The sequence below is a fragment of the Streptomyces sp. 3MP-14 genome (assembly GCF_006334905.2).
Lineage (GTDB): Bacteria > Actinomycetota > Actinomycetes > Streptomycetales > Streptomycetaceae > Streptomyces > Streptomyces triticirhizae.
In genome coordinates this window covers 330367-352988 of the sequence record NZ_VDLZ02000001.1, presented here as the reverse complement: position 1 = coordinate 352988, position 22622 = coordinate 330367, and the positions used below count along the sequence as shown (strand labels likewise).

Below are 22622 nucleotides of genomic sequence, written 5' to 3'. Positions count from 1 at the left end.
CGGCCGGTCACCACTCGGCGAAGCCGCCGTCGGCGTGCCGCCAGACGGGGTTGCGCCAGGCGTGCCCGGCACGGTCCGCCGCGCGCACCGCGCCCTCGTCCACGGTCACGCCCAGCCCCGGGAGCCGGGTGCGGGTGGCGTGGCCCTCGGTGAAGCGGAAGGGCTCGGGGTCCACCACGTAGGAGAGCAGGTCGGCCTCCCGGTTGTAGTGGATGCCGAGGCTCTGCTCCTGGATCAGGAAGTTGGGGGTGGCGAAGACCACCTGGAGGCTGGCGGCCAGGGAGATGGGCCCGAGGGGACAGTGCGGCGCCAGGTGGGCGCCGAAGGTCTCGGCGAGCGAGGCGATGCGGCGCACCTCGGAGATGCCGCCGGCGTGCGAGAGGTCCGGCTGGACGACGGCCACCCCGGACTGGAGGACGGGCAGGAAGCCGGAGCGGTCGTAGATCCGCTCACCGGTCGCGATCGGCACGGGCCCTGCCTCGACCAGGCCGCCGAGGACGTGGTTCTGCTCGGGCGGCAGGGGCTCCTCGACGAAGAGCGGGTGCAGCGGCGCTATCTCGTGCAGCAGCCGGCGGGAGCTGGCGGCGCTGAAGCGGCCGTGGCAGTCGATCGCGATGTCGCGTTCGGAGCCGAGCACGTCCCTGGCGGTGGTGACGCGTTCCACCACCGCGTCGATCTCGGCGACGCTGGCGTGCGGGCGGGTGCGGCCGGCGGCGTTCATCTTCACGGCGGTGAAGCCGGCGTCGACCTGGGCGGCGATCTGGTCGGCGAGTTCGTGGGGGTCGTCGCCGCCGACCCAGGCGTAGACCCGGGCGCGGTCCCGCACCGGGCCGCCGAGCAGCGCGTGCACCGGCGCCTCGTAGTGCTTGCCGGCGATGTCCCAGAGCGCCTGGTCGATGCCGGCGACGGCGCTGGAGAGGACCGGGCCGCCCCGGTAGAAGCCGCCCTTGGTGAGCACCTGCCAGTGATCCTCGATCCGCAGCGGGTCCTGGCCGACGAGGTACTCGGCGAGCACGTCGACGGCGGCGCGCACCACCTCGGCCCGGCCCTCCACGACGGGCTCGCCCCAGCCGACCAGGCCCTCGTCGGTTTCGACCCGGCAGAAGAGCCAGCGCGGCGGGATGAGGAACGTCTCGATTCGGGTGATCTTCATGTGTGGTGCCTCGTGCGTGCTTTCCGTGCTGTCGGTGCGGGGTGCGCGGTCGCGGTGGCGGCCGCGCTGGGGGTGCTAGTCGTGGGGGCGTTGCTGCTCGCTGGCGCGGTCGAGGTCGCGGGCGGCCTGGGCGAGCAGCGTCCGCATGAGCGCCTCGGCGGCGTCGGCGTCCCGCTCGCGCACGGCCGTCAGGACGGCGCGGTGTTGGGGCACCGGGTCACCGGCGGCGGCGGAGCTGTGGACCAGCAGGTCGCGTCGTTCCAGGCCGGACTCGATGACGAGTTCCATCCGGGCGAGGAGTTCGTTGTGGGTGGCCGCCAACAGCCCCCGGTGGAACGCCAGGTCGGCGGCGGCAGCCTCGGTGGGAGAGGCCGCCCGGCCCATGGCGACCAGGGCCTCCTCCAGGACGGCGAGGTCGTCCGGGTCGCGGCGTTCGGCGGCGAGCCGGGCGGCGGCCGGCTCGACGATGGCGCGGACCTCCCCGAGATCCCGGTGGAGGGCGGCGTCTCCGCCCTCGCCGGCGGGGGTGGCGGCGAGCCGCCAGCGGAGCACGTCGGGGTCGAGCAGGTTCCAGTGGGCTCGGGGGCGGACGAAGGTGCCGCGCCGCTGCCGGGCGTCGACCAGGCCCTTGGCGGCGAGCACCTTGAGCGACTCCCGGAGCGCGGTGAGGCTGACGTCCAACTCGGCCTGGAGCGCGACCAGATCGAGCGTGGCGCCCTCGGGCCACTCTCCGCCCAGCAGGCGCCGGGCGAGCGCCTCGACGGTCTGGCCGTGGACGCCCCGGGAGGCGTAGCGCGTCATGCGCGTCCTCCCCGGGATCGTCGGTCCTCGTCCGTGCCCCAGCCTGCTTCCCGGCCCGCCCCCTGTCAACAATTCTTGGTAATTAATGAGTTTCTGGAGGGCGATCGGGCCGGCCCCGACCGTCCGGCCGGGCGCGGCGCCGGGGCCAGGGTCGGTGCCCCGGGGGCGGCCGGACCGGCGTCGGCCTCAGTCCCGCCCGGTGTCGGTCCCGCCGAGCGGCGCCAGGGAGGCGGCGCCGGCGAACTCGGCTGCGGCGCCCAACTCCCGCTCGATCCTGAGCAGTCGGTTCCACTTGGCGGTGCGTTCGGAGCGGGTGAGCGAGCCGACCTTGATCTGCCCGGTCCGCCAACCGACGGCCAGGTCCGCGAGCCAGCTGTCCTCGGTCTCGCCCGACCTGGCGGAGAGCACCGTGGCGTAGCCGGCGGCCTGGGCGGTCCTGACCACAATGTGGGCGTCGGAGAGGAGCCCGCACTGGTTGGGCTTGACCAGCACGGCGTTGCCGGCGCCGGACTCGATCCCGCGCCGCAGCCGGGTGGCGGTGGTGACGAAGAGGTCGTCGCCGACGAGTTGGTGGCCGCCGCCGAGGCGTTGGGTGATCCCGCGCCACCCGTCCCAGTCGTCCTCGGCCAGCGGGTCCTCGACCGAGAGCACGGGGAAGCGGGCGCACCAGTCGGCGACCAAGTCGGTCAGCTCGCCGGTGTCCAGCCGGCGCCCCTCGGCCGCCAGGTGGTAGTCGCCCCCGTCGAGGAACTCGGTGGCCGCCACGTCGATGGCGATGCCCACCTGGTCGCCCGGGCGCAGCCCGGCCCGTTCGATGCCGGCGGTCAGCACCTCAAGTCCCGTGGTGTTGCTGGGCAGCGGGACCCCGAAGCCGCCCTCGTCGGCGACCAGCCTGATGTCGTGGCCCGCCTCCGTCAGCACCTCGCCCGTGGCCCGCCGCACGCGGGCCACCCACTCCAGGGCCTGGGCGAAGCTGTCGGCCCCCACCGGCACCGCCAGCAGGTCCTGGATGTCCAGGGCGCCGCCGGCGTGGGCGCCGCCCGAGAGGATGTTGACCATGGGCATCGGGAGCAGCGGATCGCTCCCGGCGCCGAACCACCGGTAGGGCGGCTGCCCCAGGGAGGCGGCGGCCGCAAGTGAGGAGGCCAGGGAGACCGAGAGCACCGCGTTGGCGCCCAGCCGGCCGAGGTCGTCGGTGCCGTCCAGCGTTCTGAGCGCCGCGTCCAGGCCGATCTGGTCGGTGGCGTCCAGGCCGACGACGAGTTCCGCGATCTCGCCCTCCACCGACGCCACCGCCCGGCGGACGCCGCGACCGGCGTAGCGGTCGCCGCCGTCCCGGAGTTCCACCGCCTCGTGCGAGCCGGTGGACGCGCCGGAGGGCACGCTCACCGTGGCGCTGGCCCCGCCGCGCAGCCTGACCTCGCACGCGACGGTCGGGTTGCCACGGGAGTCCAGCACCTCGCAGGGCAGCAGGGCGTCGATGGTGGTCTCGGCCATCAGGGGGCAAGTCCTTTCAGCAACCGGCGCATTCCCCGCGCCGGGTCGGATGAGGTGAGGAGGTCCAGTGCCAGGCTCCGCACGGCCACGCCCTGGCCGGCGGTGAGATAGCCGGCGGGCGAGGTGCCGTCCACCCGGGACAGCAGCAGGCAGGCCAGTTGGTCCGCCAGGTGGTCGGGATCGCTCAGCCCGGGTCCGCCGGCCTGGCCGTAGGCGTCGAGGAAGCGCCGCGCCGCGTCGAGCAACGCGTCGGCGTGGTCCGGCAGATGAACGCTCTTGAGCAGGAGGTGACAGAGCAGGAACGCCACGTCGAACGTGGGGTCGCCCAGGTGGGCCACCTCGAAGTCCAACACCCAGCAGCCGAGTTCTTCGGCCGCTGGAGGGGTGCCGTCCGGCCCCACGGGTCCGGTCAGCACGTTCTTGGGCGAGAAGTCGCCGTGCACCAGGCACTGTCGCGCCTCGGCCGTCCGCCGCTCGCACGCGGTGATCCGCGCCGCCACGCCGGGGTGGCGCCCGGCCACGGTGCGGTGGAACGGCGCCAGCCGCAGCTGGTCGAAGGCCTCCGGGTCGTCCAGGCGCTCCGGCAGCCCGGCGCCGCCCTCGGTGGCGACCGCCCAGCGGCCCAGCAGCGTGCCCAGCCGCTCGGCCACCGACGGCCACACCTGGCCGGCGAGGAGCACCTCCTTCCAGTTGCCCCAGTCGGCCGGGGCCCGTTCGATGGTCATGGCCAGGCGCCGATGGTCGGTGTCCAGCACCGCCGGCACCGACCTCGGGGTGAGGCCGGCGGCCAGCGTCAGCGCGGCGGCCTCGTTGAGCGTGCGTTCCCGCTTGGCGTGCCAGGTCATCTCGGTGCGGAGCTGGGGCAGGGCCTGCTTGACCACCAGCCCGCGCCCGTCGCCGGTGTCGACGACCAGCGCCACGCTGGAGACGCCGCCGGAGAGTTCGTCGGCCGTGGCCGGTGCGCCGGGGGCGAGCAGGCCGCGCCGCCGGAGGTAGGGCAGCACGGTTCCGGTGTCGAGCAGGGGCTCGTTCTCCTCGGTCACGGCCGCTGCCCCGCCCTGCGGTTGCGCTCCCGGCGCTGTTCGGCGCCGAGTCGGTCCTCGATGGTCTCGATGTCCATCTCGCCGAATATGTCCTGGAGTTGGGAGAGCGGCTCGACCTGCGCGACGGTGACCCAGGGCAGCCAGGTGCCCACGCCGGAGTAGGTCATGTCGGTGAGCGAGATGGCCTCCTCGCAGAGCCCGTCCTCGCCGTAGCCGAGGTCGTTGCCCGGGTACTGGGTGGTGCGGTGCGCGGTGCCGGTGAGCAGTCGGGCCACCTCGCGGTAGTGCTCGTCGCCGGTGAACAGGTGCAGCCGGTAGAAGTTGGCCCCCTCGTAGGTGATCCAGTTGTCCATCCCGGAGTGCCCGGCCGCGATCAGGCTCAGCCCCAGCGGGCCGTCCTCCCGGTAGGCGGCCCGTTCGGTGGCGACCGGCCACCCCCTGGCCATGATCCAGGTCTCGGTGAAGTCCGCCGCCTCCCGCGCGTCCTCCAGCCAACTGTCGTCCTGCGTCACGTCGTACAGCGCCAGCGCCGCGTGCAGCGCCATGGCGCCGGCTTCCTTGTCCACCACGTTGGGATTGTCGGCGGTGCCGCCGATGAAGCGGAAGGTGCCGCGGGTCGCTTCGCGGTGGAAGCGTCCGGCGCGCAGCGCCGCCCGCAGATAGCGTTCCTCCCCGGTGAACAGGTGCAGATAGGCCAGGAAGCGAATCGGGTGGCTGGTGTTGGTCTTCTCCGGGCTCTCGATGGTCCCGTCCCAGGCATAGGCGCGCGGGAACGATCCGTCCTCGCCCTGGTTGTCGACCAGGAAGTCGCCAAAGGTGGTCAGATACCGCTCCCACGCGCGCACCGGCTCGCCTCTGCGTCGCATCAGCCGGGCGGCGTCGAGCACCCCCTCCATGCCGTCGGCCGCCACCCGGATGAACACCGGGTACCAGTCGCGCCAGCGAAGTTCGTCGCCGTCGGTCCAGAGCCTCGGCAGCCCGTTGTCCAGCGGGGACTCGGCCACCCAGAAGTCGATGATCGAGCGCCCCTTGGCGGTCAGCTCAGCGTCCCCCGAGGCCAGCCCGGCACGCAGCATCTGGTAGCCGGCCGGCGCCTGTTGACCGATGAAGCCCATCACATAGCTGACGGCGTCCGGCCGCCCGTGCGGCAGCTGGCAGCTGAAGGGCAGCCCGGGGTACCCGTTGTAGTCCCTGGTCAGCCGCCCGAGCCGGGCGAGGCCCGCCGCGTGGACCGGTTCGGCCGAGCCGCCGCCGAGCGGCGGCGCGAAGTGGTCCCAGTAGGCCCGCCAGTTCTCCCGGCCGGCCGACGGCAGCCCCTCGTGGACGCCCAGCCGCAGCAGCAGCGTGTACCGGTGGCTGAAGCCCTCGACCACCGGGTGGCTCCGGCGCATCCAGGAGTCCGAGCCGTACGCCTTCTCTCCCTCGAACGCCGGGTAGACGCAGGCGAGTTGGGGTTCGGGGGTGCGCTGCACGCCCAGTCCCGCGTACTGGATGCCCTCGTTGGTCCACCAGGTGCGGGCGTTCTCCTGGACCACGCCGTCCCGCGCGGTCGCTGGCGGGTCGCCGATCCGGCCCAGGGTGACGGTGCGTCCGCCGTCACGCTGCCGCAGCAGCACGAAGGGCAGGGTGAGCCGGGTCTCCTTGACATAGAAGTAGGTGTCCTCGGGGTCGCTGCCGATGGCGCCCTCGGGCAGGCCGGTGGAGTCGCCGTACCACATGCCGGGGTAGAGCACGTCGTAGTCGGCGAGTTCGGTGGGCCCTTCGGCGGTGCCCAGCGCGAAGCGGGAGTTGAAGCAGGTCTCCTTGAGGTCGACCGCGTGCTCCACGGTGACGGTGCGGTCGAGGGTGAGCGCGGCCCCGTCGAGGGCGTAGCGGTCGTCGAAGCGGTAGCGGCTGCCGGCGGCCGTGGTGACGGTGCCGCTGGCCTCGGCGCCGGTGTCCGTGATCTCGACGCTGGTGTAGCCGGTCGAGGTCTCCGCCGGCGTGTCGATGATCCTGACCATGATCTGGAGCGGCGCGAGGGAGCGGACGACGGCCGTGCCGGTGGCGCTCTCGACGACGGCGATGCCCTGTGTTCCGTCGTCGGCCGGCTCGGCCACCAGGGCGTAGGCGGGCCCGTCGCCCGAGGCGGCGGACGCGGCGTGGGCGCTGCCCGTGGTGGAGCCGAGGCCGGCGGGCAGTCCGGCGGCGAGGGCGGTGCCCGTCACGGTGCCGGCGACCAGCACGCTGCGGCGGGCGACTTCGGGGGGTGGGGTCATCGGGACGGCTCCTCGGATCGGTCGAGAAACGGGTGCGGCGGGAACACGGCAACGGGCGGGGAGGGGGCAACGGGGGGGGAACGGGGCAACGGGCGGGAGGGCGCGGCTACTTGATGCCGGTGGTCGCGATGCCCTCCACGATCCGGCGCTGGAAGAGCACGAAGACGAAGAGCAGGGGCAGCGCGCCGAGGATGGCCATGGCCATGTTCTGGGCGTACTGGACGCTGTAGCTGGACTGCACGGTGGCCAGCCCGACCGGGATGGTCATCAGCTTGGTCGAGGTCAGCACCAGCAGCGGCCACATGAAGCTGTTCCAGGCGCCGATGAAGGAGAAGATCGACACCGCCGAGGTCGCCGGCTTGCACAGCGGCATGTAGAGGGTCCAGTAGATCCGGAACCAGCCGGCCCCGTCCGCGCGGGCCGAGTCGACGATCTCCGAGGGGATGCCCCGGAAGAACGACATGTAGATGAAGACGGCGATGGGCGAGGCGACGCCGGGGAGGATCATCGCCCAGTAGGTGTTGAGCAGGTTGAGCGCGCTGAACTGCTGGAACATCGGGATGATCAGGATCTGTCCCGGGATGACAATCCCGGCCAGCATCAGTCCGATCACCAGGCGCCGGCCGGCGAACCTGGTGCGCGCCAGGGCGAATCCCGTCATCGAGCAGACAAGAACGGTCAGCAGCGCGGAGAGCGAGGCGACCACGAAGCTGTTCACGTACCAGACGGGCATGTTCCCCGCCCGCCAGACCGAGGTGTAGGCCTCGACCGTCCAGGTCTCGGGCAGCCAGGAGGTGGGGTTGGCGGTGGCGTCCTCCTCGGTCTTGAGCGAGGTGATCAGGGCGAAGACCAGGGGCACCAGCCAGATCACCACGAAGGTGCCGAGCACGGAGGCGCAGAGCACGTTGAACCAGCGCACCCGGTTCCCGCGCCACTGGTTCCGGTCGTCCAGCGCGCTCAGCCCGCGCCGGCGCGTTGAGTTCCGTCCGCCGTCGGCGGTCCGCAGTTGGGGAGCAGTCATGCCGCGCGCCGCCTTCCCGGCGTCGAGGCCCTCCGGTCGAGGTAGCGGGAGGTCAGCTGCCAGCCGAGGGAGAGCAGAAGGATGAGCAGGAAGTAGACCATCGAGGCGGCGCTGGCGTAGCCCGCCCGGTAGTCGGTGAATCCCGTGTCGTAGATGTACTCGAGGACGGGGCGGGTAGCGTAGTCGGGTCCGCCGGCGGTGAGTTGGTAGATCTGGTCGAAGACCTGGAGCGAGCCGAGCACCTGGAGCATCGAGACCAGCAGGGTGGTGCGGCGCAGCAGCGGGATGGTGATGCTCTTCATCTGCTGGAAGGTCGAGGCCCCGTCGATGTCCGCCGCCTCGTACACCTCGCGCGGGATGTCCTGGAGCGCGGCGGTGAAGAGGATGAAGTTGAAGCCGATGGACCACCAGACGGTGAGCACGGCGACCGAGAGCATGGCCCAGTCGGCGTCGCCCAGGAAGTCGGGCGGGGTGAGCCCGACGGCGGTGAACCAGTCCTGGAGCAGCCCCGACTGGGGGTTGTAGAGCCAGCCGAAGATGATCACGGCCGAGGAGACCGGGATGATGCCCGGCGCGAAGAAGACGAACCGGTAGAACCACTTGCCGCGCCGCATCCGGTTGACCAGCAGGGCCAGCAGCATGGCGACGGCGACCAGCGCGGGGGCCGTGAGGAGGGTGAAGTGGAGGGTGTTCCACATCGAGTCCCAGAAGGCGGGCTCGGTGAGGACCCTGGAGTAGTTCTCCAGGCCGACCCAGCCGCCGAAACCCGGCCTGAGCGTCGAGGAGTTGAAGAAGCTCATGGCCAGGCCGTAGAGGGCGGGGCCCACCATGAAGATCACATAGAGCGCGATGCAGGGCGTCGAGAGCAGCAGCCCGGAGCGGGACTCGTGCCGGGCGGCGGGGCTGCGCCGCTGGCGGCGGCCCGTTCCCCGGGGCCCGCCGGCCCCCTCGACGGGGCGCGCTCCCGAGTGGGGCGCGGTGCTGGCGGCCATGTCAGGTCCCCTCTCCCTGAGTTGTCTCTCCCCGGGCCGGCTCTCCCCGGGCGGTCGAACCCCGGGACCAGCCCGGGGACCAGCCCGGTGCCGCTCCCCGTGACGGGCCCTGGGCCAAGCCCCGGGCGGAGGCGTCGGGATGGGCCACGGGCGGCGGTATCTCGGCGAGCCGGCGCAGCCCGGCCCGCATCTCGTCGGCGGCGCGCTCGGGGCTGGTGTCCCCGTTGAGCACGGCGGCGGCCTTGAAGCCGATCATGGTCTCGAACTCGGAGCCCGCGCCCGAGTACCAGGCGGGAGGGTCGAAGACCGCGTTGGCGCCGGAGTCCACATAGAAGCGCTGGGGCTCCAGCTCGCCGAACGCGGCCGACTCCCTGACCTCGGCGAACGCCGGCAGGTGCCCGCCCTCCGCCCACAGCAGGCTGTTGCGCAGGCAGGACTCGACGAAGTCGAGGCACAGCTCGCGCCGCGCGCTGCCGCGCTTGGCGGAGCGGGGCAGGATGAACGAGTGCCCGTCGCCGTAGGTGCGGAACTCCGTGCCCCAGACGGCCGGCATGTTGGTGATGCTGAACGGGGTCCCGGTGGACTGGAAGAGCGGCACGTCCCAGTCGCCGTTGATCAGGAAGCCGACCTTCCCGAGCGTGAAGCGGTTGAGCGAGCCGGAGCCGTCGTTGCGGGCCGGCAACAGCTCGCGTTCGATGGTCAGTTCGCGCATGAAGGCGAGCGCCTGGACCGCCCTGTCGCGGTCGAGGACCACGGTGCGGCCGAGGTCCTCCAGGAAGGCGCCGCCCAGCTGGTAGTAGAGGGTGGCGAAGAGGTAGAAGCACATCGCCGGGGCGCCGTTGATGTTCATCACGCCGCCGAACTCGCCGGTGACCTCGGCGGCGGCCGCCAGGGCGTCCAGCAGCCCCTCGGCGCCGCTGATCGGCAGCAGCCGACCGTCGCCGTCGAGCAGTCCGGCCTGCTCGCAGACCTCCGTGTGGTAGTAGAGGACCAGCGCGACGGTGTCCAGCGGCACCGCCCACAGCTGGTCGTCGACGAGGGCGCTGTCCCAGCCGGCCTCGCTCATGGTCCCCCGGGTGATGCCACGGCGCGCCAACTCGTCCAGGTCGAACGGTTCGAGCAGGTCGCCGGCGGCCATGGTGGGCACCCGGGAGACATGGGCGACGCCGACGTCGGGCGGCATGTTGCCGACCGTGGAGAGCGCGACCTTGGTGTAGTAGGGGGCGCCCCAGGAGAGGGTGCTGGACTCCAGCCGGATCTCGGGGCGTTCGGCCTCGAACCGGTCGGCCATGGCGACCATGCTCGCGCCGTCGCCGCCGCCGAAGAAGTTCCAGAAGGTCAGGCTCTCCGCCGGGGCGCCGGCGCCGCCGAGCCCCATCAGCAGGGACTCGGGGCTGAGGCGCGCGGCCAACCCGGCCGCCGCGGCCACGCCGGTGGCACGCAGAAGGGTGCGCCGGCTGAGGGAGCCGGGCAGCGAAGCGGACACGTCGTTCACCTCACGTCGGTGGGAGGAGTGCGGACCGGCCCGTGGCAGCGCCGGTTCGGAAGCGACCCGCGGTCGGGAACCGGCGGGACCGGAATGCTCAGCGGCCGGGATCGGCCGGGATCGGCCGGGACCGGCCGGGACCGGCCGGGACCGGCCGGCATCGACCAACTGCCGATCAACCCACGGTCGGCGACCGTTCCGATCGGGAACCGGAACGGTCGGCGACCGGGATGGTCAGCGACCGGGATGGTCGGGAACGGCCGAGGGAGGTCAGCGGCCGAGGGAGGTCACCGACCGAGGGAGGTCACCGACCGGGGAACGTCAGGACGCTCCAGGAGACGGGTGGCAGCGTGACGCCGGCCCGCCCGTCGACCGGGCGCACCGCCGGGCCCTCGGCCGGCAGCACCCGGTCGGGGTCCAAGGCGTCGTTGACGACGTGCGGGTCGCCGTCGCCGTGCAGGACCCGCAACCGGCCCTCGCCGAGCGGGCCTTCGAAGGCGCGCAGGTCGAGGTCGAGGGTGACCGGCTGCTCGGTGTCGCGGTTGACGACGAAGACCGCGAGCGCCCCGGTCTCCGGGTCGTGGGTGGCGACGGCGTCCACCAGCGGCACCTCGCCGTACTTGGCGGTGTCGTAGCGCGGCGCGTCGAGACCGACGTCCAGCACCTGGCCCCGCGCGTGGGCGGAGGTGAGCGCGAAGGGGTGGAAGATGGTCTGCCGCCAGGCCGGCCCGTCGCCGGGCTCGGTGCGGATCAGGCCGAGGACGTTGACGAGTTGGGCCTGGCTGGCGGCGGTGACCCGGTCGCTGTTGCGCAGCAGGGAGATCAGCAGGCCGCCGACCACCACGGCGTCGGCGACGGTGTAGTCGTCCTCGGCGATGGGCGGGGCGGTGACCCACTCGCTGGGCGGGCCGGAGGTGTCGAACCTGGTCTGGTACCAGACGTTCCACTCGTCGAAGGAGAGCATGATGCGCTTCTCCTTGCGCCGAACCGATCGCACATGGTCGCAGTGGGCGACCACATCGGCGATGAAGCGGTCCATGTGGACGCCGCTGGCCAGGAAGCTGCCCAGGTCGCCGTCGCGCTCCTGGTAGTAGGCGTGCAGCGAGACATAGTCGACCTGGTCGTACGCCTCGGTCAGCACTGCTCGTTCCCAGGTGCCGAACGTTTCCATCTCGGGGCCGGAGCTGCCACAGGCGACCAGTTCCAGATCGGGGTCGATCATGCGCATCGCGCGGCCGGTCTCGGACGCCAGCCTGGCGTACTGCTCCGGCGTCTTGTGGCCGATCTGCCACGGCCCGTCCATCTCGTTGCCCAGGCACCACATCCGGACGTTGTACGGCTCGGCGCTGCCGTTGGCGATCCGGGCGTCGGCGAAGTGGGTGCCGGAGTCGAGGTTGGCGTACTCCAGCAGGTCACACGCCTCCTGGACGCCCCGGGTACCCAGGTTGACGGCCATCATCGGCTCGACGTCGGCCTTCTTCGCCCAGCGCATGAACTCGTCAAGGCCGAACTCGTTGGTCTCCACGCTGTGCCAGGCCAGATCCAGGCGTCGGGGCCGCTCCTCGCGCGGGCCGACGCCGTCCTCCCAGCGGTAGCCGGAGACGAAGTTGCCGCCCGGATAGCGAACGGTGGAGATGCCCAGCTCGCGGATCATCTCCAACACGTCGGTGCGGAAGCCGTCCTCGTCGGCGCTGGGGTGGTCGGGCTGGTAGATGCCCTCGTAGACGCAGCGGCCCATGTGCTCCACAAAGGAGCCAAAGGTCCGCCGCCGCACGGGGCCCACGGTGAAGGCGGGATGCAGGGTCAGTACGGCGTTGGGCATGACGCTCTCTCTCAGGGAAGGACCTTCGGGGGAAGGGACGGAAAAAGGGGGAACGGGCGCGGGCGGGCGGCGTTCGCGGCCCGGGTCACGCCCGGGTCACCACTCGGCGTGGGAGCCGTCGGCGTGGCGCCAGACCGGGGCGCGCCAGCCGTGTCGGCCGGCGACCTCGCGCACCCGGGCCTCGTCGATCTCGATGCCGAGCCCGGGACCGGTCGGCGGCAGCATGTGCCCCTCGTGGAGGGCGAACACGGACCGGTCCAGCAGGTAGTCCAGCGGTTCGATGGTGTTGTAGTGGATGCCGGTGCTCTGCTCCTGGATGAGGAAGTTGGGCACCGCGAGGTCGATCTGGAGGCTGGCGGCCAGGGCGATCGGCCCCAGTGGGCAGTGCGGCGCCAGCGTCACGCCGTGGGTCTCGGCGGCGGCCGCGATCCTGCGGACCTCGGAGATCCCGCCGGCGTGGCTGAGGTCGGGCTGGGCGACGGCGATGCCCGAGCGCAGCACCGGGTCGAAGTCCCAGCGGGAGTAGAGCCGTTCCCCGGTGGCCAGGGGGACGGAGCTGGCCGCCGCCAGCTCCGGCAGCCGGGCGGACAGCTCGGGCACGACCGGCTCCTCGACGAAGAGGGGCAGGTGCGGCTCCAGCAGCGGCAGCACCCGGCGGGCCATCGCCGGGCTGAACCTGCCGTGGAAGTCGACGGCCAGGTCGAGTTCGTCGCCGAGCGCCTCGCGCACGGTGGCGACGCGTTCGACGACCGCCCTGACCCGAGCCGGGGTGTCGACGGGCCCCAGCTCGGCCGAGCCGTTCATCTTGACGGCCGTCAGCCCCATCTCCGCGCTGGCGTTGGCCTGTTCGGCGAGGTCGGCGGGGCGGTCGCCGCCGATCCAGCCGTAGACCCTGATCCGGTCGCGGACCGGGCCGCCGAGGAGTTGGTGCACCGGGACGCCGTGCGCCTTGCCGGCGATGTCCCACAGGGCCTGGTCGATGCCGGCGACGGCGCTGGAGAGGACCGGGCCGCCCCGGTAGAAGCCGCCCTTGGTGAGGACCTGCCAGTGGTCCTCGATCCGGGAGGCGTCCCGGCCGATCAGGTACTCGGACAGCTCGGCGACGGCCGCCTCCACGGTGCCGGCCCGGCCCTCCACCACGGGCTCGCCCCAGCCGACCAGGCCGTCGTCGGTCTCGATCCGCAGGAACAGCCAACGCGGCGGCACCTGGAAGGTCTCGATGCGACTGATCTTCACGGCGGCCCTTTCGGGAAACGGGGGAACGGAGGGGTGAGGGGGCGCGAGGACGGCGGCGAGGCGCCCCAAAGGTGTATGACACGTTGACCCTAGGCAGGGGTGTCAGACACGTCAACGGGTCTGCGTCCACTTCCTCAACTGACCCATTGTGACGTGATTTGCTCCGTTTTTCGCCGCCCTCGACGAGGTTCGTTCACCCCTGGGCCGGCCGAAACCTGACTGATAGGATCGCCCGGTGAGTGAGCCACAGACGTCCAACACCACCCCGCCCACGCTGGAAGCGGCCGTGTCCGGGATCGAGGCGATGCTCTTCGACGAGCTGGAGCCGGGCATGTTGCTGCCCTCCGAGGCGGAGCTGGCCAGCACCCTCGGCGTCAGCCGCCTCACGGTGCGCGAGGCGCTCAAGGTGCTGGCGGCGCGTGGCCTGGTGGCCCTCAGCAAGGGCCGCAGGCCACGGGTCCTGGAGCCGGACAGCTCCGTGCTCTCCGGCCACTTCCGCGCCGCGATCCGGCGCGACCCCGGGGCGCTGCTGGAGTTCGCCGACGTGCGCGAGGCGTTGGAGATCCAGGCGGCCACGCTGGCCGCCCGGCACGCCTCGCGCTCCGCGCTCCAGGCCGCCGAGTCAGCGCTGGACGGGATGGTGGAGGCGGCCGCCGACCTGGCCGACCCCGCCAGGGTCGAGCGCTACCACCAGTGCGATGTCGCCTTCCACGAGTCGCTCGCGCTGGCCAGCGGGAACCGCATGTTGGTCTTCATACTGGAGGGCCTGCGGGACTCGCTGCGGCAGAGCTTCGAACGCAGCATCCAGGGCCACGCGCTGCGCGGGCGTTCCGTGGACGTCGTACTCACCGCGCACCGCACCGTGTTGGCCAGAATCCGCGCCCGGGACGCCGAGGGCGCCGCCGAGGCCATGCGCGGCTGCATCAGGGACGCCCGCAGCGACCTGCGCGCCGCCCTCGACCCCCGGTCGAAGTCATCGCCCTAGAGACGGTGGCCCACCCTGAAACTCCCGCACCGCACGCCCGTGGAGAGATCCCCATGAAACTCATACGCACCGGCCCGGCCGGCCGGGAGACGCCGGCCGTGCTGCTCGACGAGGGCCGCGCCGTGGCCGTCGGCGAGCTGCTCGACGACTACACGCCGCGCTGGCTCGCCGAGGACGGTCTCCAACGGCTGGCCGAGGAGCTGCCGGGCCGGCTCGACCGGCTGCCGTCGTTCGACCCGTCCACCACCCGGCTCGGCCCGCCGCTGGCCCGGCCAGGGAAGATCGTCTGCGTGGGGCTCAACTACCGCGAGCACGCCAAAGAGGCGGGCGCCGAGATCCCCGCCGAGCCGATCCTCTTCATGAAGGCGCCCGACACCGTGGTCGGCCCCGACGACGTGGTGCTGATCCCGCCCGGCAGCGAGGCCACCGACTACGAGGTGGAGCTGGCCGTGGTGATCGGCCGCACCGCCCGCTATCTCGCCGACGACGCCGACCCGTTGGCGCATGTCGCCGGGTACGCGATCAGCGACGACGTCTCGGAGCGCGTCTTCCAGATGGAGCGCGGCGGCCAGTGGGACAAGGGCAAGAACTGCGAGACGTTCAACCCGCTCGGCCCCTGGCTGGTCACGGCGGACGAGGTGCCGGAACCACAGGCGTTGGACCTGCGGCTGGCGGTCAACGGCGAGGTCCGGCAGGACTCCAGCACCTCGGACATGATCTTCCCGGTGGCCGAACTGGTCCGCTACATCAGCCAGTTCATGCCGCTCTACCCCGGCGACATCATCAACACCGGCACCCCGCAGGGCGTCGGCGCCGGCTTCGACCCGCCGCGCTTCGTGCGCCCAGGCGACGAGGTCACCGTGGCCATCTCGGGCCTTGGCGCGCAGCGCGGCCGCTTCGAGCGGGCCCTGGTGGAAGGCGACGAGCGATGAGCGGCGCTGGCGGGCCGGCCGGGCAGCGGGTCGCCGTGGTCGGCGCCGGCGCCGGGATCGGCGCGGCGACGGCGGCGCTGCTGGCGGCGCGCGGCGCCGAGGTGTGCTGCGTGGACCGGGACGGCGCGGCCGCCGAGGCCGTGGCGGCGGCGGCGCGGGAGGCCGGCGGCCTGGCGTCGGCGGCGCGCGCGGACGTGACGGAGCCGGCGTCGCTGGCGGCGGCGTTCGACGCGGCGGCCGGCGGGCCCGGCGGTCAGCTGCACGCCGTCGTCAACTGCGCCGGTGTGCAGGGCCCGTTGGGCCGGCGCAGCCACGAGGTGACGCTGGACGAGTTCGACGCGACCTACGCGGTCAACCTACGGGGCGCGCTGGCGGTCTCGCAGGCCGCTGTGGTGCGGATGCTGCCGTTCGGCTACGGGCGGATCGTCCATGTCGCCTCCATCGCCGGCAAGGAGGGCAACCCGGGGATGATCGGCTACTCGGCGACCAAGGCCGGGATGATCGGCATGGTCAAGGCGCAGGGCAAGGAGTACGCGGAGGACGGCATCACGGTCAACGCGCTGGCGCCGGCCGTGATCCACACGGCGTTTCTGGACACCCAACCCGCCGAGGTCGTCGCCTATATGACGGAGCGCATCCCGATGCGGCGCACCGGCAGGGTGGAGGAGGCGGCCGCGCTGCTGGCCTGGATGGCGTCGCCGGAGTGCAGCTTCACCACCGGCTTCACCTTCGACCTCTCCGGCGGCCGGGCCACCTACTGACCCGGCCCTCCGCGCCGTTGGCGGGGTCCCGGGTGAGCAGCCACTGGAGCGGGAAGACGCTCACCCACAGCACGGGCGCGAGGCCAGGACTGACCAGCGCCACCGGGATGCTGACGGCGAAGACGGAGGTCAGCGCCGTCAGCACCCGCAGCGAACGGCGGCGCTCCGCCGCCCGCCCGTCGTCGGGCGGCGGGCCGGCGCGGCGGTGGGAGGTGCCCAGCACCCCGAGATGGGCCGCGTTGGCGGCCGCGACGTTGGCGGCGTAGCTGGCGGCGGCGAGCGGCTGGTCGCCGTACTCGGCGACCAGCCCGGTGGGGAAGGGCAGCAGCGCGACCAGCGCGAGGCCGAGCAGGGTGAATCGGGTAACGGTCTCGTCGTCGCCCGGCGCCTGCGCCAACAGCGCGCGGTGGGAGCGCCAGAACTGCGCGATCACCGCGAAGCTCAGCGCGTAGGCGGCGAGATGGGGGCCGGTGTCGCGCAGCGCGGCGCGGAAGCCGGCATCGTCCAGCCCGTCGGGCACGGAGATGTCCAGCACGAGCAGGGTCATGGCGATCGCGAAGACGCCGTCGGAGAGCGCGGACAACCGCTCGGTGGCTGCGGAGCGTTGCACCTCGCGCACTCTAGGCGCTGCCCCGGGGCGCGGCGGGGCGCGGCGCGCCAGGCGGGGTGGAACGCGGCGCGCCAAAAGGGTTTGCCCGGGCGACGGTCCTGTTCCAGCATCGACGGCCATGAGCATCCAGGGCGGGACACTCGGCGAGCGGCAGATCGAGGACTTCGTGCGGGACGGCTTCGTCCGGGTGCCGGAGGCGTTTCCCCGGGAGGTCGCGGAGGCCGGGCAGGCGGAGCTGTGGCGGATGGCGGGCGTGGACCCGGACGACCCGGCCACGTGGACCGAACCGGTGATCAGGATCGAGGGATCGGCGGCCGAGCCGTTCCGTCGGGCGGCCAACACCGAGCGGTTGCGGACCGCTTTCGACCAACTCGTGGGCGTCGGGCGGTGGGTACCCCGGCTGGGGCTCGGTACCTTCCCGATCCGCTTCCCGCACCCGGACGACCCGGGCGACGCCGGCTGGCATCTGGACGCCGGCTTCGCCGGCGGGAAGGACTTCACGGAGCCCCGGATCAACCTGCGGTCGCGCGGCCGGGCGCTGCTGCTGCTCTTCCTGTTCACCGATGTCGGCGAGGAGGACGCGCCAACGAGGATCAAGGTCGGCTCGCACCGCGACGTGCCGCCCTTCCTGGCGGACGCCGGCGAGGAGGGGCGGGAGTTCTTCGAACTGTGCGGGGCGCTGGACGCCGCCGGGCGGCTGGACGCGCCGGACCGGTCCGTCGCGTTGGCGACGGGCCGGGCCGGCGACGTCTATCTCTGTCACCCCTTCCTGGTGCACGCGGCGCAGCCGCACCGGGGCAGCCGGCCGAGGATCATCGCGCAGCCGCCGCTGGAGCCGGTGGCGCCGCTCCAGTTGGCGCGGGCGGACGGCGCCTACTCCCCGGTGGAGGCGGCGGTGCGGCTGGGCCTCGGGCTGTGAGGGCCCGGCCGCGCCGCCGCCTCGGCACCGGCGCGGCCGGACCAACCGGCGTGGCCGGCGGGCCTCAGCCCCGGTGCGGGCCCGCGTGGCCGGCGGGCCTCAGCCCCGGTGCAGGTAGGCGTTCTCCACGGTCTGGGTGACGCGGTTGCCCGCCGCGTCCCGCGCGGTGACCCGCAGGGTGACGGGCGCGTCGCCCCGCACCGCGCGCGGCCGCTCCAGGGTGACGCGGAAGCCGTCGCCGTGGCCCGGCCTGATCCGTTCGGCCTCGACAAAGGACGCGCCGCCGTCCCAGGACGCCTCGACCGCGAGGCGCACGCCGCGCGGCGCGCGGAGCCCGTCCTGGTGCCTGACCCCGATCTCCACGGTGTGGGCGCGGGCCCGGCCCAGGGCGTTGTCGGCGCCGGTCCCGAGGTCGTAGTCGAGCTGGAGCAGCGGCAGCACGGCGGCCTCGTCGCCGGTCGCGGTCTCCGAGCGGAACCGCCAACTGGTCGTGGTGGCCGTGGAGTAGGCCCAGGCGGCGGAGGACCGGCCCGTGGTGAGGTCCAGCCGGTAGTCGGCCGGACCGGCCGGGACCGGCAGGTTGGCGTGGCCCGAGGTGGCCTCGCCGACCGGCTCGCCGTCCGCGCTCAGCGACAGCCGCACCGCGTCGCCGCCGATCGGGCGGGCGGTGTGGCCGTCCGCGTCGGTGAACTCCGGTATCCGCAGGGACAGCGTGTCGCCCTCGCGCACGGCCGCCGGACCGTCGCCGGCCGGGATCGCGGGCCGGACCGGGCCCTCGAACCAGGACTCCACAAGCCGCTCCCCAGCCCGGTAGTCGCGCTGCTCGCCCCGGATGCCGATCCCCGTGACGGGCAGGTCGTACTGCCACGGCAACACGAAGTGCACGAAGTGCTGCCAGACGGTGTCCCCGGCGGTCACATACTCGGTGCGCTCGGTGCCGGTGACCACGTCGCGGGGCGAGTCCAGCATCGCGACGCCCTGGTGCGGGCGCCAGCTGATGCGCTGCGCCGAGGCCCAGTCGGGCTCGCCGGTGTCGGTGTAACGGGTGTCGATCCGCGCGGACGCCCGCTCGTTGACGGTGTGGACAACGCGCTCCGGAATGTACCCCGGCGACACCTGCATCACGTCATAGAGATAGGGACTGGCCGCCTGGGTGCGGAAGGTGACCTCGGTGCGTCGCGAAGTGGCCCGTTCGCGCAGCGCGTTGCCCTCCTCGTGACCGACCCTGATCAGCGGCACGGCGGTCCTGGTGCTGCCGTTGGGCCGGTAGCGCGACCAGGCCGGCTGGCCCTCGTCGGCGACCATCAGCACGCCGCGCGCGCCCGCCTCCTCGGCCCGCCGTGTGAAGCCCAGGTAGTCGCCCGGGTCGCCCGTGACCAGCGCCAGCCGGCCGCGCACCCCCGAGAAGTCCGGGTCGTCGGCCGACCCGGCGTCCGCGACGCGCAGCCGCTCCCGTTCGTCGAAGAGCGACGAGGACGGCAGGTACCAGGGCGTCAACGCCAGCCGGCTGCCCGGCACGTCGGCCGTGAGCAGCGGCGCGACCAGCTGCCAGCGGGAGGCGAACTCGAAGCTGCCCTCGGTCACCGGCTCGGTCGGCGAGACCAGCAGATGGGCCTGCCCGACCGGATAGGTCACCGAGTGGGTCCAGCTGTGCCCGTCGAACTCGCGGTAGCTCTGGTAGTTGGACCAGTTCCGCTGCTCGGCCGGCCGGGGCGTGCGGATGTCCACCTCGGTGACCTCCCGCAGGTCGAGGGTGACCTCGGTGTCCTCGGTGATCTCCACCTCCGGCCGGTAGACGGCCCGGAGTTGGGGCAGCCCGTCCTCGGGATCGTGACCCGAGGAGCTGATCTGCGTGAACATGTAGGTGCCCTCCTCGACCTCGGCGCGCGCCGGGCCGGTGGCGTCGGGCACCACGAAGCCGTCGGGGCTCCAGATCAGCGGCCAGTACCGCTGGCTGGGCTCGCCCTCGGGCGTGATCACCGTGGGCGTGAGGGTGTGGGTGGGGCCGTTGACCACCAGGCTGACGGTGGTCCGCAGGGTGACCGCGCCGTCGGCCGAACGGGCGGTCAGCCGCCCGTAGTAGTCGCCGCGCGGCGCCGCCGCCGGGTCGGCGGCGAGGGTGACCTCGGCGCTCTCCCCCGGCGCGACGGTCACCGCTTCGGCGCTCAACGCCACCGCGTCGGCCGGCAGTTCCCGGCCGCCGCTGGTGGCGAGCCTGAGGTCCAGGTCGAGGGTGACCGGCGCCTCGGTGGTGTTGCGGTAGCGCACCGGCGCCGGCTCGGCCGCCGCCGCCCGCTGCTCGGTGGTGAACGGGCCCAGCGCGACCGTGCCGGTCGCGGTCAGGCCGCCGGTCGCGGTCGCCAGGTCGATCCGACCGCCGCCCTGCTCGGTGACGGCCGCGCCTTCGGCCGGCAGCGATGTGCTGATCAGCGCGTCCTTGAGCGCGGTCGCGTCCCAGTCGGGCCGCTGCTGCGCCAACAGCGCGGCGGCGCCCGCCACATGGGGCGTGGCCATCGAGGTGCCGGAGGCCGCCGTGTAGGAGTCGTCCACCGGGCTGCCCAGGGCGGTGCCCTCGGCGCGGGCCGCGACGATGTCCACGCCGGGCGCCGTCACATCCGGCTTGACGGCGCCGTCGCCGGGGCGCGGGCCCCGGCTGGAGAACGGGGCCAGCACGTCGTCGCGGTCCACCGCGCCCACGGTCAGCGCCGCGTCGGCCGCGCCGGGCGAGCCGACGGTGCGCGGCCCCGACTGCCCGTTGTTGCCGGCCGCGACGACGAAGAGGGTGTCGGTCTCGGCGCTGAGCGCGTTGAGTGCCTGGCTCATCGGGTCGGTGCCGTCGGTGGCCGCGTCCGAGCCCAGGCTCATGTTGACGACGTCGGCGCCCTGTTCGGCGGCCCACTCCATGCCGGCGATCACCTGCGACTCCGAGCCGCTGCCGTTGTCGCCCAGCACCTTCCCGACCAGCAGCTCGGCCCCTGGCGCCACGCCGCGGCGGGCGCCGTCCGAGCCGGCGCCGGAGCCGCCGACGGTCGCCGCCACATGGGTGCCGTGGCCGTGCGCGTCATGGGCGCCGCCGCTGTTGGAGAAGTCCTCGGCGGCCGCGATCCGGCCGGCCAGGTCCGGGTGGTCGGCGTCGGCGCCGGTGTCCAGCACCGCGACCCGCACGCCCGCGCCGTCCAGGCCGGCCTCCCAGGCGGCGGGCGCGTTGATCTGGGCGGTGCTGCGGTCCAGGTCGGCGGTGACCCGGGCGTCCAGCAGCACGCGCGGGCGCCGCGCGGCCTCGGCGAGGCCGACGTCCGCGCCTCCCCGGGGCGCCAACTCGGCCCAGAACGCGTCCAGTCGGTCCTCGGGTATCCGCACCGAGCGCGCGTCGAGGCTGTCCAGCGCGTGGCTGGGCGCGGACGCCTCGTGCAGCGCGGTCAGTTCGTCGACGGCGGCGGCCGAGACGCCGGGCGCGCGGCCGACCAGCAGCGGCAGCGCGTCGGTCGACCCCGTGTCGTAGCCCTGCTCGATCAGCGCGCTGACGTTGAACAGCCGCCGGTCCAGCACGCCGGCGGCCACCAGCGGCCAGGCGTCGGCGGGCAGCACGGTCAACTCGCCGTCGACCTCCAGGGAGTGGAAGAGGACGTCCTCCCGGTCGGGCGCGGGGCTGACCTGGGCGACCTGGCGCCCCTCGCCCACGGTCAGCACGGTGACCGCGTCGCCGGTCACCAGCCGCACCGTGTGGCCCTCGGCGGGCGCCGGTTCGGCCGGCGGGGCGCCGGGCCCCGGTTCGGCGGCGGCCGGGCCGGCGAGGCCCGCCGTCAGCAGTGCTCCCATGGCTGCCGCCGCGACGCGGCGGACGGATCGTCTCATCGGCGTGGTGCCTTCCTGTGCGGTGTCCACCCCCGGAACTCGCGCGCTCGGCACCAGAATCCGATGCCCGCCGGGCCCGTGTCACCGGCTGGCGCTGGCGCAGTGGCGACATGTCAGCGAAGCGACAGTGCGCACGCCGGGGCGGCCGGCCGGGTCCGCCGCCGGGCGGGAGTGCGAGGATGTGGGCACCGGCGGGCGCCCGGGCACGGTGGCCGGATGCCGCCGGCGGGAGGCAGCTGATGCTGGAGGCGGCGGGGGTCACGGCGGACGAGGAGGCCGTCTACCGGCTGTTGGTCACGGTGCGCTCGGCCACCGCAGAGGAGGTCGCGCGCCGCACCGGGCGCGCCCTGGGCGAGGCCGTCGGGCTGCTGGTCCGGCTGGAGCGCAAGGGGCTGGCGCACCGGGTCGACGACGAGGACGGCGGCGCGTTCGCCGCCAGCGCGCCCGATGTGGCGCTGCTGCCCGAACTCCAGCGGAACGCCGTGGCGTTGGACCGGGCCAGGGCCGCCGTCACCGATCTGCTGGACGTCTACCGGGGAACGCTGCGGCGCCACGACGCCGGCCAGCTGATCGAGGTGGTGACGGGCGCCGAGGCGCTGCGCCGCCGCATCCAGCAGGTGCAGGGGAACGCCCGCCACGAGATGATGTGGTTCTGCAAGGCGGAGTATGTGGCGATGTCCTCGGAGAGCAACACGGAGGAGTTCGCGGCCCTGGCGCGCGGGGTGCGCTACCGGGTGCTGTACGAGCGGGCCTATCTGGAGGGGCCGGGGGCGGTGGACAGCCTGGTCGCCGGGGTGCGGGCGGGCGAGGTGGCCCGCTCGGTGCCGACGCTGCCGCTGCGGATGGCCATCGCGGACCGGGAGTTGGCGATCTGCCCGCTGGTGCCGGGCGGGCCGCAGGGCAGCCCGGAGCGGCCGACGGCCGCCGTGGTGCGCGGCAGCAGCCTGCTGGAGGCGCTGCTGGCGCTCTTCGAGAGCTACTGGGAGCACGGCGTGCCGCTGCGGGTCGACGCCTCGGGCGCGGTGACCGGCGCCTCGGGCGAGGGCCCGGGCGCGGAACTCTCCGCCAGCGACCGGCATCTGCTGTCGCTGCTGGTGGCCGGGGTCACGGACAAGGCCATCGCCAGTCAGCTGCGGCTGAGCCAGCGGACCGTGCAGCGGCGGGTGCGGGACCTGATGACGGCGACGGGCGCGGCGACCCGGATGCAGCTGGCCTGGCTGGCGGCCCGCCGGGGCCTCATCTGACCCTCCC

The 22622-nt window shown here is 73.5% G+C and carries 17 protein-coding genes; 5 read left to right on the top strand and 12 right to left on the bottom strand.

The genetic code is table 11. The annotated features are described in order from the left end of the window. Positions 1-7: 7 nt before the first annotated feature. The 10 genes from dgoD (FH609_RS01485) to dgoD (FH609_RS01445) all read right to left on the bottom strand — a co-directional run bounded on the left by dgoD (FH609_RS01485) (position 8) and on the right by dgoD (FH609_RS01445) (position 13309). The gene (dgoD, locus tag FH609_RS01485) at positions 8-1153 is read right to left on the bottom strand and encodes a galactonate dehydratase (protein WP_139665637.1); all 1146 of its coding nucleotides are present in this window, start codon (positions 1151-1153) and stop codon (positions 8-10) included. A 75-nt stretch (positions 1154-1228) separates the two neighbouring features. Then, positions 1229-1954, bottom strand: coding sequence for a FadR/GntR family transcriptional regulator (locus tag FH609_RS01480; RefSeq protein ID WP_139665638.1), 726 nt, complete (start codon positions 1952-1954; stop codon positions 1229-1231). A gap of 186 nt (positions 1955-2140) precedes the next feature. Beyond that, positions 2141-3451, bottom strand: coding sequence for a phosphopyruvate hydratase (gene eno / locus FH609_RS01475; protein ID WP_139665639.1), 1311 nt, complete (start codon positions 3449-3451; stop codon positions 2141-2143). Next, entirely contained in the window at positions 3451-4494 is a 1044-nt protein-coding gene (locus FH609_RS30755; protein ID WP_193317740.1) for a phosphotransferase, read from the bottom strand. Before FH609_RS30755 ends, eno begins: the two co-directional genes overlap by 1 nt. Continuing rightward, positions 4491-6752 carry a hypothetical protein gene (locus tag FH609_RS30750; RefSeq protein WP_193317741.1) on the bottom strand — a complete coding sequence of 754 codons (2262 nt, stop codon included), beginning with the start codon at positions 6750-6752 and terminating at the stop codon, positions 4491-4493. Before FH609_RS30750 ends, FH609_RS30755 begins: the two co-directional genes overlap by 4 nt. Positions 6753-6858: 106 nt before the next feature. Further along, positions 6859-7773, bottom strand: a complete 915-nt coding sequence (locus tag FH609_RS01465) for a carbohydrate ABC transporter permease (RefSeq protein WP_139665641.1) — start codon at positions 7771-7773, stop codon at positions 6859-6861. Next, the gene (locus FH609_RS01460) at positions 7770-8765 is read right to left on the bottom strand and encodes a carbohydrate ABC transporter permease (RefSeq protein ID WP_139665642.1); all 996 of its coding nucleotides are present in this window, start codon (positions 8763-8765) and stop codon (positions 7770-7772) included. Before FH609_RS01460 ends, FH609_RS01465 begins: the two co-directional genes overlap by 4 nt. A gap of 1 nt (position 8766) precedes the next feature. Then, a complete protein-coding gene (locus FH609_RS01455) occupies positions 8767-10251 on the bottom strand; it encodes an extracellular solute-binding protein (RefSeq protein ID WP_139665643.1) in 1485 nt (494 codons plus the stop codon). A 304-nt stretch (positions 10252-10555) separates the two neighbouring features. Further along, a complete protein-coding gene (locus FH609_RS01450) occupies positions 10556-12073 on the bottom strand; it encodes an alpha-N-arabinofuranosidase (protein ID WP_139665644.1) in 1518 nt (505 codons plus the stop codon). A gap of 96 nt (positions 12074-12169) precedes the next feature. Then, complete coding sequence (gene dgoD / locus FH609_RS01445; protein WP_139665645.1) at positions 12170-13309, bottom strand: galactonate dehydratase; 1140 nt, start codon at positions 13307-13309, stop codon at positions 12170-12172. Positions 13310-13544: 235 nt separating this feature from the next. Here dgoD (FH609_RS01445) and FH609_RS01440 point away from each other — a divergent pair, with 235 nt between their 5' ends. Genes FH609_RS01440 through FH609_RS01430 form a run of 3 tightly spaced genes read left to right on the top strand, consistent with a single transcriptional unit; the run spans position 13545 to position 15987 of the window. Beyond that, complete coding sequence (locus tag FH609_RS01440; protein ID WP_139665646.1) at positions 13545-14294, top strand: FadR/GntR family transcriptional regulator; 750 nt, start codon at positions 13545-13547, stop codon at positions 14292-14294. Between the two features lie 53 nt (positions 14295-14347). Next, on the top strand, positions 14348-15226 hold the full coding sequence (locus FH609_RS01435; RefSeq protein ID WP_139665647.1) for a fumarylacetoacetate hydrolase family protein: 879 nt from the start codon (positions 14348-14350) through the stop codon (positions 15224-15226). Then, a complete protein-coding gene (locus FH609_RS01430) occupies positions 15223-15987 on the top strand; it encodes an SDR family NAD(P)-dependent oxidoreductase (RefSeq protein WP_139665648.1) in 765 nt (254 codons plus the stop codon). Before FH609_RS01435 ends, FH609_RS01430 begins: the two co-directional genes overlap by 4 nt. On the opposite strand, the gene FH609_RS01425 is transcribed toward FH609_RS01430, so the two are convergent. Further along, positions 15950-16597, bottom strand: coding sequence for a TMEM175 family protein (locus FH609_RS01425; RefSeq protein WP_226961306.1), 648 nt, complete (start codon positions 16595-16597; stop codon positions 15950-15952). The two genes, FH609_RS01430 and FH609_RS01425, sit on opposite strands and share 38 nt — an antisense overlap. 118 nt (positions 16598-16715) lie before the next feature. Between FH609_RS01425 and FH609_RS01420 the strand changes: the two genes are divergently transcribed. Further along, the gene (locus FH609_RS01420; protein WP_139665650.1) at positions 16716-17516 is read left to right on the top strand and encodes a phytanoyl-CoA dioxygenase family protein; all 801 of its coding nucleotides are present in this window, start codon (positions 16716-16718) and stop codon (positions 17514-17516) included. 99 nt (positions 17517-17615) lie between these two features. Here FH609_RS01420 and FH609_RS01415 read toward each other — a convergent pair whose 3' ends face one another. After that, entirely contained in the window at positions 17616-21371 is a 3756-nt protein-coding gene (locus FH609_RS01415; protein WP_139665651.1) for a S8 family serine peptidase, read from the bottom strand. Between the two features lie 239 nt (positions 21372-21610). On the opposite strand from FH609_RS01415, the gene FH609_RS01410 reads away from it, so the two are divergent. Then, a complete protein-coding gene (locus FH609_RS01410) occupies positions 21611-22615 on the top strand; it encodes a helix-turn-helix transcriptional regulator (protein WP_139665652.1) in 1005 nt (334 codons plus the stop codon). The last annotated feature ends 7 nt before the right edge of the window (positions 22616-22622 follow it).